The 16,809-nt window shown below is 65.6% G+C and carries 14 protein-coding genes and 1 tRNA gene; 4 read left to right on the top strand and 11 right to left on the bottom strand.

Annotation, left to right across the window (positions count from 1 at the left end):
* Window positions 1-30 precede the first annotated feature (30 nt).
* A tRNA-Val gene (locus JOF47_RS00310) sits at window positions 31-107 on the bottom strand.
* Window positions 108-612: 505 nt separating this feature from the next.
* Between JOF47_RS00310 and JOF47_RS00305 the strand changes: the two genes are divergently transcribed.
* Together JOF47_RS00305 and JOF47_RS00300 are read left to right on the top strand one after the other, a co-directional pair.
* Window positions 613-1,185, top strand: a complete 573-nt coding sequence (locus JOF47_RS00305; RefSeq protein WP_209995196.1) for a GNAT family N-acetyltransferase — start codon at window positions 613-615, stop codon at window positions 1,183-1,185.
* Window positions 1,186-1,327: 142 nt separating this feature from the next.
* Window positions 1,328-2,134, top strand: a complete 807-nt coding sequence (locus JOF47_RS00300) for a VOC family protein (RefSeq protein ID WP_209995195.1) — start codon at window positions 1,328-1,330, stop codon at window positions 2,132-2,134.
* A gap of 9 nt (window positions 2,135-2,143) precedes the next feature.
* Here the strand turns inward: JOF47_RS00300 and scpC are convergent, their stop codons facing one another.
* From scpC to JOF47_RS00270, 6 genes are all read right to left on the bottom strand, one after another.
* Window positions 2,144-3,670 carry a succinyl-CoA:acetate CoA-transferase ScpC gene (gene scpC, locus JOF47_RS00295; RefSeq protein ID WP_209995194.1) on the bottom strand — a complete coding sequence of 509 codons (1,527 nt, stop codon included), beginning with the start codon at window positions 3,668-3,670 and terminating at the stop codon, window positions 2,144-2,146.
* Between the two features lie 500 nt (window positions 3,671-4,170).
* Complete coding sequence (locus JOF47_RS00290; RefSeq protein ID WP_209995193.1) at window positions 4,171-5,001, bottom strand: CPBP family glutamic-type intramembrane protease; 831 nt, start codon at window positions 4,999-5,001, stop codon at window positions 4,171-4,173.
* Window positions 5,002-5,081: 80 nt separating this feature from the next.
* Complete coding sequence (locus tag JOF47_RS00285; RefSeq protein ID WP_209995191.1) at window positions 5,082-5,630, bottom strand: GNAT family N-acetyltransferase; 549 nt, start codon at window positions 5,628-5,630, stop codon at window positions 5,082-5,084.
* Window positions 5,631-5,760: 130 nt separating this feature from the next.
* The gene (locus tag JOF47_RS00280) at window positions 5,761-7,269 is read right to left on the bottom strand and encodes a leucyl aminopeptidase family protein (RefSeq protein WP_342592666.1); all 1,509 of its coding nucleotides are present in this window, start codon (window positions 7,267-7,269) and stop codon (window positions 5,761-5,763) included.
* On the bottom strand, window positions 7,266-8,951 hold the full coding sequence (locus JOF47_RS00275) for an MFS transporter (RefSeq protein ID WP_209995189.1): 1,686 nt from the start codon (window positions 8,949-8,951) through the stop codon (window positions 7,266-7,268). Before JOF47_RS00275 ends, JOF47_RS00280 begins: the two co-directional genes overlap by 4 nt.
* Before the next feature lie 402 nt (window positions 8,952-9,353).
* Window positions 9,354-9,494, bottom strand: coding sequence for a hypothetical protein (locus JOF47_RS00270; protein WP_209995187.1), 141 nt, complete (start codon window positions 9,492-9,494; stop codon window positions 9,354-9,356).
* A gap of 174 nt (window positions 9,495-9,668) precedes the next feature.
* Between JOF47_RS00270 and JOF47_RS00265 the strand changes: the two genes are divergently transcribed.
* A complete protein-coding gene (locus JOF47_RS00265) occupies window positions 9,669-9,869 on the top strand; it encodes a hypothetical protein (protein WP_209995186.1) in 201 nt (66 codons plus the stop codon).
* Between the two features lie 377 nt (window positions 9,870-10,246).
* On the opposite strand, the gene JOF47_RS00260 is transcribed toward JOF47_RS00265, so the two are convergent.
* Genes JOF47_RS00260 through uriH form a run of 3 tightly spaced genes read right to left on the bottom strand, consistent with a single transcriptional unit; the run spans window position 10,247 to window position 13,629 of the window.
* Entirely contained in the window at window positions 10,247-11,224 is a 978-nt protein-coding gene (locus JOF47_RS00260; RefSeq protein WP_209995185.1) for a ribokinase, read from the bottom strand.
* Window positions 11,225-12,646, bottom strand: a complete 1,422-nt coding sequence (uriT, locus tag JOF47_RS00255) for a uridine transporter UriT (RefSeq protein WP_209995184.1) — start codon at window positions 12,644-12,646, stop codon at window positions 11,225-11,227.
* On the bottom strand, window positions 12,643-13,629 hold the full coding sequence (uriH, locus tag JOF47_RS00250; RefSeq protein WP_209995183.1) for a uridine-preferring nucleoside hydrolase UriH: 987 nt from the start codon (window positions 13,627-13,629) through the stop codon (window positions 12,643-12,645). The genes uriT and uriH overlap by 4 nt, the downstream gene beginning before the upstream one ends.
* A 189-nt stretch (window positions 13,630-13,818) precedes the next feature.
* Between uriH and JOF47_RS00245 the strand changes: the two genes are divergently transcribed.
* Complete coding sequence (locus JOF47_RS00245; protein WP_209995182.1) at window positions 13,819-14,862, top strand: LacI family DNA-binding transcriptional regulator; 1,044 nt, start codon at window positions 13,819-13,821, stop codon at window positions 14,860-14,862.
* A gap of 149 nt (window positions 14,863-15,011) precedes the next feature.
* Here the strand turns inward: JOF47_RS00245 and JOF47_RS00240 are convergent, their stop codons facing one another.
* Entirely contained in the window at window positions 15,012-16,784 is a 1,773-nt protein-coding gene (locus tag JOF47_RS00240) for a glycoside hydrolase family 35 protein (protein ID WP_209995181.1), read from the bottom strand.
* Between the last annotated feature and the right edge of the window lie 25 nt (window positions 16,785-16,809).

Raw genomic sequence — 16,809 nt, 5'->3', positions numbered from 1 at the left:
CCCCCGGCAAATGCCGGGGGTTTTCTGTGTTGGTGGTTCTTAGCAGACTCGAACTGCTGACCTCTCGCGTGTGAGGCGAGCGCTCTAACCAACTGAGCTAAAGAACCGATCGTTCCACCCCGCAGGGGCGTACCTCACAAGGTTAGCCGAGGTGTGAGGTGCACACCAAATCGACGGAGAAGGTAGGCCCTCGGGCTTCGACGCGCAGGCCGCGCTCCCCGGCCTTGAGTAGCACCCGCCAAAACCGGCCCCGGCAGTCCCGGAAACGACGGGAAACCGGCGCATGAATTTTCCGTAGAACGCCTCCCGGCCACCGCCGTCATCAGTGGCCGCAAAAACCCCGGAAATCCGGTGATTTTCGGCGCTTTAACGCAGCGGTCGAGTCCACTTGAATTTGTCCACCGGCTTGGCTCTTTCGAGCCGTGTTTACAAGATGGCTACGCTCGGGTAATAATTTCTTTTGTCGTTTCCACGACGCCCAAAAACTGGGCCCTACAAGGAAGCTGCCGGGAGCCGCCGGCATCGGTCCCCTACCGGCCAAAGAACCGGCCCGGCGTAATCCCGGGAACCCCTTCTTTCGTTCGCTCTTTTTCACTTAGAGGACCGCTCCCAGTGCTTCCAACCATTGAGTACTCCCTGTCTTATGCTCCGCCCCTGGGCGCCGAGCGCGATGCCCTGTCCGCACTCTGCCACACGCCCGATGCCCGCTGGCACGAGCGCATGGACCATGCCGAATTCGTTGTCACCGCCCTGCATGAGGGGACCCGCGTGGGTCTGGGAATCGTGCACACCTCGGTGACGGCACCCACCCAGGTGGAACGTCCGTTGGAACTCGGTGGAATGTTCGTGCACCCCGCCTACCGCCGCCTGGGCATCCGCCAGCACATGGCCGATGCCCGGCTCACCTACGCCCTGTCCATGGGCGGGACCCCCATTACGGTGATCGACAACCGCAACGAGGCCTCCTGGAGCTACTACGAGCGTTCCAGCAAGTGGACCCCGGAGCAGGAGTACACCGGTTGGTTCACCGGCCTGCCGATGACCATCTGGGTTGCCACCGAATCCTCCTGGTACCGCACGCGCATGGGCATGGATCCGCTGGTTCCCGCGCAGCCGAACGTCGTGCTGCCGCCGGCACAGCCGCTGGTCCTTGGCCCGGACCAGGGCAACGCCGTTTCCGCCTGAGCCCGCACCCGGCCGTCAGGCCGCCAGGCCTGGTTGCCGGATCCTTGGAACGGCCGGTTTCCTGCCGCCAACACCTCTTGCCCGGCGGTTTGGGCCGGGCATAGGGTTGACGACTACGACCGTCCCGACCCGAGGTGCCGTCATGAGCCAACGAAACTCCTATCCCGCCGGCGTGCCCTGCTGGGTGGAAACGTATCAGCCAGACGTGGACGCCGCGCTGGCCTTCTACGACGCCCTGTTCGACTGGCAACCGACCGGTCCCGGACCGCTCGGCGGTGCAGGCTCCGAGGGACGCTACTACGTCGCCCGCATGCGGGGGCTCGACGTGGCGGGCATCGCCTCGCAGCCCGCCGCGGAGGTCCCCACCGCGTGGCTGACCTCGATCGCAGTCGGCAACGTCGATGCGGCGGCCGAGGCCGCCACCCGTGCGGGCGGCACCGTGCTCACCGGGCCCTATGACGCGGCGCCGGCCGGCCGCGGAGCAGTAGTCGCGGATCCCTCCGGGGCCGTCCACGGACTGTGGGAGGCCGGCGATCGGGCAGGGGCCCGGCTGGTCAACGAACCGAGCGCCTGGGCGATGAGCCAGCTGTCCACGCCCGACCCCGACCGCGCGGCGGCGTTCTACGCGGCCGCCTACGGCTGGACCACCCAGGGCTTTGGCGCGGGGTCCGGGGCCGCCATGCTCTTCCGGCTCCCCGGCTACGTCGGCGGCGAACCGGAACAGCCGGTGTCGCGCGAGGTCGTGGCCGTCATGGTCGCCGGCGACGGCCCTGCGCGGTGGACCCCGAACTTCTGGGTCGCCGACGCCGAAGCCACCGGGAACCACGCGGCCGGGCTCGGCGGACGCGCGCTGGCCCCGGCGTTCAAGACCCCGCCCGGGATGACCCTGGTCCTGGAAGACCCGCAGGGCGCGGTGTTCTCGGTGACGGGCGTGGGCGCGCGGCCCTAGGCCAGCCGGCTAGGCCGTTGGGATCCCGGGGCGCATGTCCCCGGTCTCGATGTAGCGCTGGTGCCAGCCCAGGGCCTCGCCCAGCAGGTGCGGGGTGTGCTTACCGTAGCTGCCGACGCGGGCGCGGTCGAAGTAGTCCTGCAGCATCGGGCGGTACTCCGGGTGGGAGCACTTGTCGATGACCACCTGGGCGCGCATCTTCGGGGAGAGCCCGCGAAGGTCCGCAAGACCCTGCTCGGTAATCAGGATCATGGTGTCGTGCTCGGTGTGGTCCACGTGGCTGGCCATCGGGACGATGCCCGAGATCTTCCCGCCCTTGGCCGTCGACGGGGACATGAAGACCGAGAGGTAGCCGTTGCGGGCGAAGTCGCCCGAGCCGCCGATGCCGTTCATGACGTGCGAGCCGACCACGTTGGTGGAGTTCACGTTGCCGTAGATGTCGGCCTCGATCATGCCGTTCAGGGCGATGCAGCCCAGCCGGCGCACGAGCTCCGGGTGGTTGGAGATTTCCTGGGTGCGCAGCAGGATGTGCTCGCGGTAGAAGTCGACGTGCGCATTGAATTCGTCGATGCCGTCGGCGGACAGCGAGAAGGAGGTGGCCGAGGCGAACTCGAGGGTGCCGTCCTTGAGCAGGGCCAGCATGCCGTCCTGGATGACCTCGGTGTAGGCCTGCAGGCCTTTGTAGCCGCCGCGGGCCAGGCCGGCGAGCACCGCGTTGGCGATGTTGCCGACGCCCGACTGCAGCGGCAGCAGCTTGTCGGTCAGGCGCCCGGCGCGGATCTCGTGGTCCAGGAAGTCCAGCAGGTGGTCGGCGATCTGCGTGCTGGTCTCGTCGACCGGGGCGAACGGGCTCAGCCGGTCCGGGGCGCCGGTTTCCACGACGCCGACGATCTTGTCCGGGTCCACGCGCAGGTAGGGCTCGCCGATGCGCTGGTCGGCGGCGGTCAGCTCGATCGGCTTGCGGTGCGGGGGCAGCGCGGTGCCGTAGTAGATGTCGTGCATGCCCTCCATGGCGGCGGACTGCTCCGAGTTGACCTCGATGATGACCTTGTCGGCCATGTCCAGCCAGGTCTTGTTGTTGCCCACGGAGGAGGACGGGATCAGCCGGCCGTCCTCGGTCACGCCCACGACCTCGATGATGGCCAAATCGATCTTGCCGTAGAAGCCGAACCAGGCGTGCTGGGCAACATGGGACAGGTGGATGTCCATGTATTCCATCTCGCCGTCGTTGATGCGGCGGCGCAGCTCGGGGTCGGACATGTAGGGCAGGCGCAGTTCCATGCCGCCGGCGCGGGCCAGCACCCCGTCGAGCTCCGGGGCCGTGGAGGCGCCGGTGAGCACGTTGATCTTGAAGTCGCGTCCCGCGGCGTGCTCGTCTTCCATCAGCCCGGCGAGCGCACCGGGGACTGCCTTGGGGTAGCCGGCGCCGGTGAAGCCGCTCATGGCCACCGTCATCCCCGGCTTCACCAAGGCGGCGGCCTGCTCGGCCGACATCAAGAGGTCTAAGAACTTGGAGTGATGGATCCGATCGTGCACGGCTGCCCTTCCTAAGACGTTTGACACATGGTGCGCAAGTGTCATCTGCGCCACCCTATCGGGAGATCGCGTCACACCCGGACCAAAAGTGCCCGCGGACCGCCCCCGGGCGGGGTTGTTCGGTGAGGCGGCCCGATTTTGCGGTGACTGGTCTGCATTCGCGGCTCACCGCGTATCACGCGCCGTGAGCCGTGAGCCGGGGCGGGGCAAGAGTACCGCCATCCGCGGTCCAAGGCACAGGTCTCCGGCGCCGTCCCTTGGCCGAAAGCCTCGGGTGCTGTTCGGTCAGCGCTGTTGACGTGGTGAAATCCGGTTTGTAGCTAGCATTGGACGCATGGATGAAGCGAGGAAACTCAGGATCACGGTGCTGTGCATCAGTGTGCTCGTCGCCCTGGGCTTCGCGTTTTTTCTTTCGGGCGGTCTGGGCTACCTGCTGGATCCCTGACGGGTCCACGTTCAGGGGGCCTCGTCCGCCGCGGGTTGCAGCTCCCGCCGGAGAACTAGCCGAGAACGGGGTTCTCGATCTTGAGCCCGTCGTTTTGGGTGACGCGTCCGCGAATGAAAATGATGGCGATCAGCCCGAAGACGATGACCGGCAGGTTTCCCAAGCTTGCGATCGCGGTCAGGGACCCGTCGGCAGGGAAGGCCGTTTGAAGGAAAATGCTGGGATCAGTGCTGGCGTGCAGGAGGATCGGCCAGATCAGGTTGCCCGTCACGCGGAGCGTCAGGTACATGCAGATTCCGAACCCGAAGGTGTACAGAAGCTGCATGAGTGTGGTGAAGAGGGCTTGGCCACCGAGCAGGTTCCCTGCGTGTAGCGCCGAGAACACGGCGGCGGACACCACCGCCACGGCGATCTCGGGGTGCCCCGCCTTGCGCATCAAGTTGACCACGAAGCCGCGGGTCAGCGTCTCCTCGGCGAAGCCGATGAACAGACCGGCCAGCAGCCAGACAGCGACCTTGCCGAATCCTGCCTCAGCGTAGTCGATGGTGGCGAACCGCAGGATGTTGAAGCCCAGGACGAGGACGACGGCTATCCACATCCATTTCCCGCCGCCGATGGGCTGGCGCGCGAAGAGCTCTTTCAACCACCCCAGCGAGAGCGCAAAGAGCACCAGGAGCAGCCCGCCGAACGCAATCGGCAGTACGTAGGCGAAGACGATGAATGCGGGGCTCGTCGGATCGGTCAGCATCGGGGCCGCGAGCCAGGTGATCGCGAGCCCGCCGAGCATGTACAGCCCGTAATAGGCGGCCGCAAGAATGACGCCCTTCCACCAGCCGCCCCGCTCCCAGAACTGCTTCCATGCTGTTGACGCTCCGCGGTCGGGCATAATCATTCCTTCGGTCGGGCAAAAAGTCGTCTCAAGCCGGGTCACCCAGCTATTTGGCCAAGTCAATCGTATCTAATACTTCAGAGGGGCCGCAGGTACTGCCTGCAGAGATAGACCCGACCGTGCTTTTCCCGCATCGCGGCCTCGTGCTCGATGTCGGCGTGCATGAAGGCCATGACGGGTGCCGAGAGGCCCTCCGGGCTGGCATACCCGTCATTCGGTTCGTCCCAATTCTTGTAGACGTGCAGGTAGCGGTGGTTCTCGACGAAGCCGCTGCGCCGGTACCAGGCGTTGGCCTCGGTGTTTTCCCGCGTCCATGCATCGAGGGTGAGCACGCCCGCCGGCAGCCGTTGGATGGCGTGGCCCAGCAGAGCTCCCGCGATCCCCCGGCGTTGGGCGTCCGGGCGCACCGCGATCGAGTCGATGGTCGCGCACTGCCCGTCGACCTCGACATCGATGAGCCCCAGCACCCGGCCGTCCTCTTCGGCGACGAAGCACAATTGCGGGTCGGGCAGGACGGTCTTGGCCGTCTTGACGTCGTCAAAGTAGTCGGTCCCGAAGAAGCTCAGCAGCCTGCATTCGAGCCATTGCGGCTCGTCGTCCGGGCGATATTCGCGGATTGTGTACATCGATTCCCTTGTTCGTTGTTTTGTCCGTGGTTTGGCCCGTGCGCTTCCATGGCAGGTGCGCCGCACCCGCGTCTTGCGGGAACGGCGCACCTGCCGGTGTTTGAAGCGTGGAAGTAGGCTTCCCCTTCGGTCAGCGGCGCGAGAAGTTTTGCGCCAGGTCGATCAACGTCCTGGTGCCGAAGCCGGTGGCCCCCTTGGAGCGCCACACGTCGTCGGTGTCCGACTGCATGGTGCCGGCAATGTCCAGGTGGGCCCACGGGGTATCCCCCACGAACTCCGCAAGGAACAGGGCCGCAGTGGTGGCCCCCGCGTACTTGCCGCCGAGGTTGGAAATGTCCGCGATGTCCGAGTCCAGCTGCTTGCGGTACTTGCGCTCCAAGGGCAATTGCCACACCTGCTCGTCGGCGCTCGAGGCGCTGTGGCGCACGGCATCGACGAGGGCCTGGTGGTTGCCCAGCAGGGCCGCGGTGAGCTGGCCCAACGCCATCAGTGCGGCCCCGGTGAGCGTGGCGATGTCCACCACCGCGTCCACGTCGTCCTCGAGTGCCAGGGTCAGCGCGTCGCACATGACCAGGCGACCCTCGGCGTCGGTGTTCTTGACCTCGATGGTCAGCCCGCTGCGGGTGGTGAGCACGTCCCCGAGCTTGTAGGCCGAGCCGTCGGGCATGTTGTCGGTGCACATCAGGAAGCCGGTGACCTCCGCGCCGGCGCCGAGGTCGCGCAGCGCGGTGAACGCGGCAAGCACGGAGGCCGCCCCGCCCATGTCCATTTTCATGAGCAGGTGCATCGGGTCGCTGGGCTTCAGGCTCACGCCGCCCGAGTCGTACATGATGCCCTTGCCGACCAGTCCCAGGTGCCCCGTGGCCTTTCCCCGCGGCGCGTAGTGGAGCTTGATCATGCGCGGTTCCTGGGCGCTGCCCGCGTTGACCCCCAGGAGGCCGCCGCAGCGCATGGCGACAAGTTCCTCGCGGTTGAACTCCTGCACCTCGAACCCGAAGAGCTCCCCAAGCTCCTTGGCCACCTCGGCCAGTGCCACGGCGGTCAGGTGGCTGGGCGGGGCGTTGCACAGGTCCCGGGCGATGTTTGCGGCGCGGGCGTTGATTCGCCCGATCCCGGTGCCGTCCGCGGCCTGGACGGGGTCGGTTCCGTCCGCGCAAACCTGAACGAGTTCCAGCGCGGTGAAGGCCCCGCCGTTCTTCAACGGGGTGAAGGCGTAGCGGGCCAGCAGGACGCCTTCGGTGACGACGCGGCCCAGGGTTTCGGCATCCAGCTCCGTGTCCGGAAGCCGCAGCCCGAACCGGGCCCTGCCCTTGGTCGCACGGGTTGCAGTGGCCGCGGCATCGCGCATTGCGTGCTGGTCCAGTTCGGCGAGCGCTCCCACGCCCACGGCAACCAGCAGGGGCCCGTCATTGGTCGGGACAAGCAACGTGCCGCCCGCTGCGCCGGTGAACCCGGCCCTGGCGAGGGCTTCGCGGTCCAGGCCCAGTTCGTCGGGGACTTCCCCGTCGCTGCCCACCAGCACGGCCACCGCTTCGACTCCGGCAAATGCGTCCACCCAATCGATGACGGGGTCGCCCGCGTGCAGCGAGGGCATCGGTGAAAAGTCGCCGGGGATCAGTTTGTATGCGTCGAATTTCACGGGTTCTCCTTTGTAGCTTCCGGGCTGTCGAGGTCCAGTGCGTCGGGATCGTCGGGTTCCATCTGTTCGGGCAAGCCGTCCTGCAGTCGCTTGGGCATGCGCCCTGCCGGGACGATGGCCAGCAGGGCCAACCCGGCGAGCCCCAGCAGCGAGAGCTGCAGGGAACGCAGTCGCGCTTCGGCGTTGACCGCAACCGCTGCCACTAGTTCCTCGGGGCTTCCGGCCCGCTCCCCGATGGCTATTACGAGCTGCTCGTTTGTCATAAAGTCCGCGTCGCTGATGTTGACCTTGTAGATCAGCTCGTCTGAGATCCCGGGGTGCGCGGCAGCCCCGGAGGCGATCAGCGAGGCGAGCATTCCCACGGCGAAGGCGCTGGCCACCGCGATGCCCACGGATCCCGAGAGGTTGTGAACCAATCCGCGCCAGGCACCGACGTCGCCGGCCAGCGGCTTCGGCACGGAGCTGAGCAACGTGTTGAAGACCAGCGCGACGATTGCGCCCTGCCCCAATCCCAGGAGGACCAGTCCAAGGACGACGAAGAGCTGGCCCCAGTCGTTGCGGATGGTGTAGGCGATCAGGCACAGGGCCCCGGAGACCACCACGAACCCCGTCCGGGCGATGATGCTCGGGGAGAACTTGTCGTAGAGGAACGCCACGAACGTGCTGGCCAGGAAGATGCTCAGCGTGTAGGGAATCAGCGAGAACGAGGTTTCAATGCCGCTTCGCCCTTGCACCATCTGCATGTACAGCGGGATCAGGAAGTTCGCCGCGGTTCCCACGAACAGCATGATGGCCATGCAGGCGGTGATAGCAAGCTCTGAGCTGGATGCCAGAACGCGCAGATCGAAGATGCGCGGCAGCTTGGCGTCCTGGCGCTTGCGGATCCAGGAGAAGAATACCTGGCCGCCGATCAGGCCAAGCAGGATGAGCAGCGGGGCCGGCGAGATGCCCATGATGTTGAACGGCGCCTGCTCGGTGGCGAACCAGATGCCCCAGCTGGACAGGCCGCTGAACCCGAAGCTGAGGAGGATGATGGAAACGGCGGCGATGATGGCGCCGGTCCAGTCGATCTTCAGTGCAGGCTGCGCCGGGATCGTCTTGAGCTTGAAGCTCAGCAGCAGGTTGATCGCACCGAGGACAACCATGAGACCGAACGAGTAGCGCCAGCCGATGGTGGTGGCAAACCATCCGGCGAGCAGCAACGCCAGCACGCCGGCCGCCGGGATCGCCGCGGCCAACAACCCGATGGCCTTGGCTTGTTGGGCGTCCTTGTAATTCGTGGCGATGAAGACAGTCAGTGCCGGGGCGACCAAGGCGATGACCGCGCCGGAGGACGCCTGGGCGATGAACAGCATGGCGGGGCTGACGCTCAGCGCCACACAGGCCATGGCCGCGGCGTGGATCGCCACAGCGATCTGGAAGACCTTTCGGGTTCCGAAGCGGGCGCCGATCTTCGCCCCGAGCAGGATGAAGGCTGCCATGGAGAAGGTACCGGCGGTGATCGCCGTTCCGACTGAGGTTGCCGGAGTGTCCAGGTCGGTGGTGATGCCGGCCATGGAGACGGTCAACGCGTTCACCGCGAACGAGGCTTGGATCTGGGTGAGCACCACAACTACCAGCGGCAGCCAAGAGGCTCTCTCTGCAATGCTGTGGTGCTGTGGAGACGTGGGACTGGCTGTCATTGACCTAACTCCTAGCTCAAGGGAAAGCGCGAGTTACGAAGATATTGCACAACATCTCTACCCGTCCGCCACGCATCACCTCGCAGTGAATACCTAGTCGTCGCGGGTTTTCATGGTGATCGGAGCATAACCCTTAAGGGGTGCCGACTTCCAGAGTTCCACGGCGGCTCAGAATCTTTTGGGGCATTCCGGTGTGTCGGGTTTTTCTTTGCACCGACCGGGTACAGGGACCACCGGTGCTTTCGGCGGAGGCTGGGATCAATCGGCAACAAACCGATCCGGTCCGGGTCTTGCCCGACAACCTCTGGCGTCCGGCAGCGGCGAGGACCCTATCCCGGAGACGCAGTGAGGGGCGGCCCCTTCGGACCGCCCCTCACTGTCTTGTCGTAAAACTACGAGTTGTTATGCCTGCTCGGACGTGCCGGCGTCTTCGCCCAGCGAGTGGGCCTTGCGATAGCGGGCAACCTTTGCAAACGTCACGACGCTTAGCATCGCGATCATCGAGAAGGCGGTAATAACCAATGTTTCGTGGCCTGGAGTCATTTGTGAATCATCCTCTCTCTAATGTGCGGCGAAGCCTGCGGGGTCGGGTTCCCGAAGACCTGCTGCTTGGGTGCGTCCATAAAATTTCTTGGACATCTGCTCCCGTGTGTTGCGGTGCGAACCAGCCTGTAAGGGCGGTTCGCTTGGTGTTTAAAGCGAGCCGTACCCGGAGCCATGACAGCTCCGGCAAACGGCGAAAATGCCGCCTCGAACATCCGGAACCTTGCACCAGACATCTCCGCAGACCCCTCGGTCCGGCTTGATGCCGCGCAGTTCCGTTCAGCCGGCAACGGAGCCGTAGGATTTCTTGTCATCTATATCGACACAAGCGAAGGCATCCCGGGCCAGCTGATCACGCCAAGCGGTTTGTACTAGGTATCTGGTGTCACTTGGACACAATCCAAGGCACTTGTTTTCTTCTAGAAACCAACTCGTCGATCTTCAATTATCGCAGATTTGTACTATTTCGCAACTCGATGCAGATTCAACCCTGTCCGGAGATCCCCAATTTTCGGTCTGACTCGGCAGTTTTCTTGCATCCGGATGACGATCGCAATGCCGAATCAACATCCAGGGAGGTTCGCCGTTGCCGGGTGTCAGCCGAGCGGGAATTGAAGATTTCGGACCCGCGGGCGGGCCACGCAGCATGTGGCAAGCGGGCAGTGTCCCGGAAAACGAAAACGGCCGCCGCAACACCGCGAATGCGGATGTTGCGACGACCGTTAGAGGTCGGGGCCACGGCCCCGGGAAAGCTATTGCTTGTTGCCGAGCACTTCGTTCACGCCGGTCTCATCGGGGTATGCGGCCTGCGTACCCTTCTTCGTTGCGGCCAATGCGGCGCTTACCGAAGCGAAGGCTGCCGAGGTGTACAGCGAATCCCCCGCCGCAAGGCGTGCCGCCAGTGCGCCGGTGAAGGCGTCTCCGGCGCCGGTTGTATCGATCGCATCGACCTTCGTCGGAGCGATGCGGACAACCCGGCCCTCGGAGCCGGCCAGGCCGTCGAGGACCACCGAGCCGTTGGCACCGAGGGTCACCACGGCGCGGTCTAGGCCGCGGTCGGCGAAGTGCTCAAGCACCGGCTCCCAGTCGGAGGTCGGCGCATCCGGCGCGGGGATTTCTTCCCCGCCCAGGAACTGCGAGGCCTCGTGCGCGTTGACGAGCAACACGTCCGCGAGGGATGCGAGTTCGGGCGCCACCGGTGCGTACGGGGAAAGGTTCAGCAGCACGGTTGCACCGGCATCGTGCCCGGCCTGCGCGGCGGCCTGGACGGTGTCCAGCCCAACCTCGAGGCACAGGCAGACCACCGAGGATCCGTCGAAGGCGGCCTGTGCGGCGGCAACGTCGGCGGGCCGCAGCGTTCCGTTGGCACCGGCGGAGATGACGATGCTGTTTTCACCTGCGGCATCGACGGTCACCACGGCAACGCCGGTCTCGACACCGGCAACCCGGTTCACCTGCGTGACATCCACGCCTGCCGCCGAACAGGAGGCCAACAGCATGTCGCCATTGGAATCCTGGCCCACGGCACCCACCAGCGAAACAGCACCGCCAAGCAGGCCCGCGGCAACCGCCTGGTTGGCGCTCTTGCCTCCGGGGTTCACCGTGAAGCCCTCGCCGTGCAGGGTCTCCCCCGGTTGCGGGAGCCGCTCGGTGTAGATGGTCAGGTCCGCGTTGAGCGAGCCGACCACCACGATCCGGCCTGTTTCATTGCTGGGGGTTTGCTGGTTCAATTACTGCACCTCTGCGTCGACTGGTTTGGGGATCAACAATGAAGCGGCGAATGCCGCGACGGTAATGACCAGGCCGACCATGACCACCGTGAAGTAGGAAGCGTGGTCGCCCAGGTTAGAGGTTCCCACAAGCACGGCCGGCAGGACAAGGAAGCTCAGCCCGGCGCCCAGGTTGAAGGCTCCGGCGTTCATACCCGGCAGGAAGCCGGGGTTCCCCTGGGGCGAAAGGACCACGCCCAGGCCGTTGAGCATGATGTTCGCCGTTCCGGCGTACATGATGCCCAGCAGGGCGGTGCCGGCGATCATCATCGGCAGGGAATTAAGCCCGAAGAACACGATGATGAGCAGGGCCGCGATGCTGCCGAGCATGCCGATGCGCAGCACCTTGTTGTAGCCGAACACCGGGGCCAGACGGCCGCTGATCGGGCCGAAGATCCAACCGAGCAGCGCGTAGGGGGTGAGGATCAGCAGTGCGGTCTGAGTGGGGCCGACGCCGAACCCGGGTGCCGCGGCCTGAACGTAGGCCGGGACGATTCCGTTGATGACCGCGAAGATGCCGGTCATGGTCAGCGTGGTGGTCAGCAGCGGCGCCCAGGTGGCGCGCTGGCGCAGGTGTTCGATCTGCACCATCGGCTCGGCCACGCGCTTCTCCGTGGTCCAGAATCCGTAAAACGCGGCGGCAGCAACAGCCAGCAGCACAAGTGAAAGCAGCAATGTTTGGGAGGACATGCCACCGACAAGCTTGGAGGCTTCATTGAGCGCGGTCAGCAGGGCGCCGACGGCGATGACGATGAAGAAGACACCGCGCCAGTCCATCGAGGTTCCGGCCTGGGGCTTGGACTCAGGGGTCAGCAGTGCGACGGCCAAGGCCGCAAGAACGGCCAGGACCACCATGAACCAGAAGATGGAACGGAATCCGTGGTTTTCGGCAAGGTAGCCGCCCAGGAAGGAGTCGACGCCGGCGACGCCGCCGTTGACGGCCAGGATCAGGCCCATGAGCGCGCCGTAGCGCTTCGGGTTCGGGACCGCGCTGCGCAGCATCAACAGGCACAACGGGACCGTGGGACCGGAAATGCCCTGGATGATGCGTCCGGCGAACAGCCAGCCGATGTTCGGGGCCATCGCCGCGACAACGGAGCCGACGGCGGTCATCAGCATCATGATCACCAGGATGCGCTTGCGGCCCACGACGTCGGAAAGTCGCGGCAGGAACAGGGAGAAGAGTGCGGCGGTGGTGAAGAACCAGGTCTGCGACAGGCCGATCGCGGCCTGGTTGGTGTTCAGTTCCTCGCCCATGGTGACCAGCGCGGGGCTGAGCATGGAGGCGTTGAGCTGGAAGGCCACGCAGGCGGTCAGCAGGGCCGCAGTGAGGGCGGCGGTGCCGCCGCGGGTCATGGTTCCCTTGTCGATCACGGTGCTCATGCGACCGCGACCTCGACCTTGACCTCACCGATGCGCACGAGTGCGTCGGTGACCAGGTCCCAGAAGCGCTTGTGGTCAAGGTCCACTGCCACCGAGGTGTTGCAGTCGGCCGGGGCCGGCGCGCGGAAGTCCGCGACGGTCATGCCCAGGGTCAGCTTGCCCTGCAACTCGATGTCGACGGGCACCTTGCGGGTGGTCACGATGCTCGGGTCGATCACGTAGGCGACTGCACACGGGTCGTGCACCGGCGGGAAGTCGAAGCCCTGCGCGTCCTTGTAGGTTGCCTTGAAGAAGTCCATGAGTTCGCGGACGAACTTGGCCGGGCCGGTGCCCACTGCCTCGATCTGCGCGACGACCTCGTCGGTGGCGAGCGCCTGGTGGGTCAGGTCGAGCCCGACCATGACAACCGGCCACTTCTCGTTGAAGACGATGTGTGCGGCTTCTGGGTCGATGATGATGTTGAATTCGGCCACGGCGCTCCAGTTGCCCACGTGGTAGCCGCCGCCCATGAGGACGACTTCCTTCACGCGTTCAACGATGCGCGGTTCCTTGCGGGCCGCCAGCGCAATGTTGGTCAAGCCGCCGGTCGGCACCAAGGTGACGGTGCCCGGCTCGTGTGCCATGACCGTCTCGATGATCAGGTCCACTGCGTGGCGCGGGTCCAACTCGATGCTCGACTCGGGCTGTGCCGGTCCGTCCATGCCGGACTCGCCGTGGATGTCCGGGGCGTTCTCAATGGTGCGCACCAAGGGGCGGGCACAACCGGCGGCGAACGGGACGCCGGTGATGCCCGCGATGGTGCCCACGGCAAGGGCGTTCTTGGTGACCTTTTCCAAGGTCTGGTTGCCGACAACCGTGGTCACGGCAAGCAGCTCGATGGCCGGGCTGCCGTGTGCCAACAGGATGGCAACTGCATCGTCATGGCCGGGATCGCAGTCAAGGATGATCTTGCGCGGTGCGGCTTCCACTGAGGGTTCGCCCATGGTTTTCTCCACATCTTTGGGGGAACTGCTGTGCCCTGGGACACGAAACAGGAACGGGGGTTTCAAAGTGAAGTCTGGCACCTTTTCCACACTCACGTCAAACGCTTAACGTGCCTCGCGAATATCATCAGGTCAAACGCTTAACGCGTTACAACACAAAGATGCACCACCTCGACTAGGATTAAGGCCATGGATTCCACGGATTTGCAGCGCACCACTGCGCCCATGAGACGGCGCGTCACTGCCGCGATGGTGGCCGAACATGCGGGGGTTTCCACCGCAACGGTGTCCCTGGTTGCCAACGGCAAGACCCATGGCCGAGTCTCCGCGGCCAACGAGGCCAAGGTGCTGGACTCGATCCGCAAACTCGGGTATGTCATCGACGAAATCGGCAGCTCGCTCTCCCGCGGCGTCAGCTCCACCGTGATCATGGTGGCACCGGATATTTCCAACCCGTTCTTCGCCAAGGTCATCGCCGGGGTGCGCAGCGCGCTTGGCTCGAACTACCAGCTGCTGCTTTCGGTCACCGACGCGGGCCAGCTGCCCAGTGCGGCGGACACCCGCCGACTGCTGGGCCTGCGGCCCGCGGGCCTGCTGGTCGACGCCCCGGACCCGTCGTTCCTTGAAGCGCTCTCGGCCACCGGCCCCTTGGTTTTGCTCGATGCCCCCGGTTTCGGGGAAGACGTCCCTGCGGTGAACCTCGATGTCGCCCAGGGCGCCCGTGACCTGGCAGCCCACCTTGCCGCGGCGGGCCACACCAAGGTTGCGTACCTGGACGGCATCACCGGCACAACGACGTTCGAACTGCGCCGCACCGCCTTCCTGAAGGCAGCCACCGCACTAGGCATGAGCGTTCCCGACGGCGCCGAGGCCGCCACCACCATCGACGTGGGACTGGCTGCGGACGCGTTCGCGGAGGCCTGGCCGGAATGGAAGAAGGCGGGAATCACCGCGGTGGTCTGCGCAACCGACACCCACGCTTACGGCGTGCTGCAGGAGGCCCGCGTGGCAGGGATCTCGATCCCCGGCGAGCTTGCCGTTACCGGCTTCGACGACCTGCCGTATTCCGCCAACAGCAACCCGGGGCTCACCAGCGTGAACCTGCCGGCGGAGCTGCTGGGCCGGCGCGCCGCCGAGCAATTGCTCAAGCTCATCAACGGGGAAGACCTCGAAACGCCGCTACTGACGCTGGACAGCTCGCTCATGGTCCGCGGTTCAACGGCTCAGGCGTAGCCCGGGCCCATTCGACGGTTCGGGGTGGGATGCCCGTTGGGCGTTTCAGGGAGCTGCCGTCCCGCCCCCGCGGCAGGCGCCGCCGGTCGGACGGAGCCAAGAACCGCCAATTCCCCGTGCATTGGTTGTCGCACCGTTGTCACACCGGATCAGAAATCGGTGTGTCCCAGGTCGGGTGCCGAAACGAAGGAAACCACCGGGGTGACGGCCGCCTGGAGTTCAAGCACGACGACCTCGTTGGAGCCGGAACGCAGCATGGGTCCGGGGACGTAGAGGGTGCGCTGGGGCCCGCGCGACCAGTACCGCCCGAGGCAGAATCCGTTGACCCACACCACACCCTTGCCCCAACCGCTGGTGTCCAGAAAGAGGTCGGCGACCACGGGCAGGTCGAAGACGGCGTGCGCGAAGGCCGGCCCGGCCAACAGGGTGACGGGACGCGGTGAGGACCCTGGGAAGTGCTCGGCAACCGGGCCCACGTCCTTGAGTTCCAGCGGGAGCAAATCCCACTCGAGGACAGGCTCCCCGTTGATCCTCGCCTCGCCGATCAGCCCCTTGGGTTCGCCCAGCCGGGGGCCGTAGTCCACGCGCCCCTGGTCCTCGACGAGGATCTCCAGTGTCCCGCTGGCGCCGTAGGGCAACACCAGCGTGCGGTCGTGGTTGTCGCGCGAAAGCGTGCCGATGCCCCGCCGGTTGAGGAACACCTGCGCCCTGTCCCGCACCTCGTTCAGGAGCAGGACCGCGGGGCCGGAGACGTCGATCCGGGTCCGGTAGACGCTGAACCCCGAGTAGTGGCCGATGTCGTCGGTGGCCTGCGGCCCGTTTTCGGAAGCCGTCCAGCGGTCCGAAGCGTCGACGACGTCCCACAGGGGAAGCACGCCGGTCAACGGAACCACCAGCTCGGGGGCAGCTGCCGCCCGGGCGGGGACGTCGTGCTCGGCAAGGTCCGCGTATTTCGCAAGCACCTTGCGGAAGGCCCAGTACTTCGGCGTCGGGTTCCCGGCCTCGTCCAGGGGTGCGTCATAGTCGTAGCTGGTCACGATGGGCTGGTAGACGCCCTTGTCGTTGGCGCCGTTGCCGAATCCGAAGTTGGTGCCGCCATGGAACATGTAGATGTTCACCGACGCACCGCGGGAAAGCATGGCTTCGAGTTCCCCCGCGGATTGTTCCACGCTGGTGGTGTGGTGGTGGGCGCCCCAGTGGTCGAACCATCCCACCCAGAATTCCGAACACATGAGCGGTCCGGTGGGCTGGTGGCGGCGCAGCGTGTCGAGGCGCTCGGCGGAGCGGGATCCAAAGGACCCGGTCTTGTGCAGCCCCGGCAGGCTGCCGTTGGCGAGCATGTCACCCTGGGGCTGGTCGACGGTGGTGAATGGCACCGTGAGCCCGATTTCACGGTTGATCTTCACGAGCTTCTCCAGGTAGGAGGGGTCGGCCCCGTAGGCACCGTACTCGTTCTCGATCTGGACCAGGACGATCGGTCCCCCGAGGTGCGCCTGGCGCGGGACCAGGATGGGCGCGAGCTGTTCGAAGTATTCAGTCACCGCTGCCATGTAGACCGGGTCGTCGGAACGGATCGCATCGGCACCGGTGCTAAACAGCCATGCGGGCAGCCCCCCGTTGTCCCATTCGGCGCAGATGTACGGACCGGGGCGCACGATCGCGTGCATGCCTTCGGCGGCGACCAGGTCAAGGAAGCGCCCCAGGTCCAGGATTCCCGCGGTGTCGAAGGTGTCCTTGGCCGGCGCGTGGGCGTTCCAGGCGACGTAGGTTTCGATGGTGTTCAGGCCCATCTGCCGTGCCTTGCGGATCCGGTCCGTCCACAAGTCGGGGTGGACCCGGAAATAGTGCAGTGCGCCGGAGAGGATTCGGTGGGGCCGGCCGTCGAGCAGAAAGTCGTGCTCGCCGATGGTCAAAGTGGGCATGGCAAAGAGATCCTTTTCTCACGGG

It is taken from the genome of Paeniglutamicibacter kerguelensis, from assembly GCF_017876535.1.
Lineage (GTDB): Bacteria > Actinomycetota > Actinomycetes > Actinomycetales > Micrococcaceae > Paeniglutamicibacter > Paeniglutamicibacter kerguelensis.
This window is presented reverse-complemented; position numbering and strand designations above follow the sequence as displayed.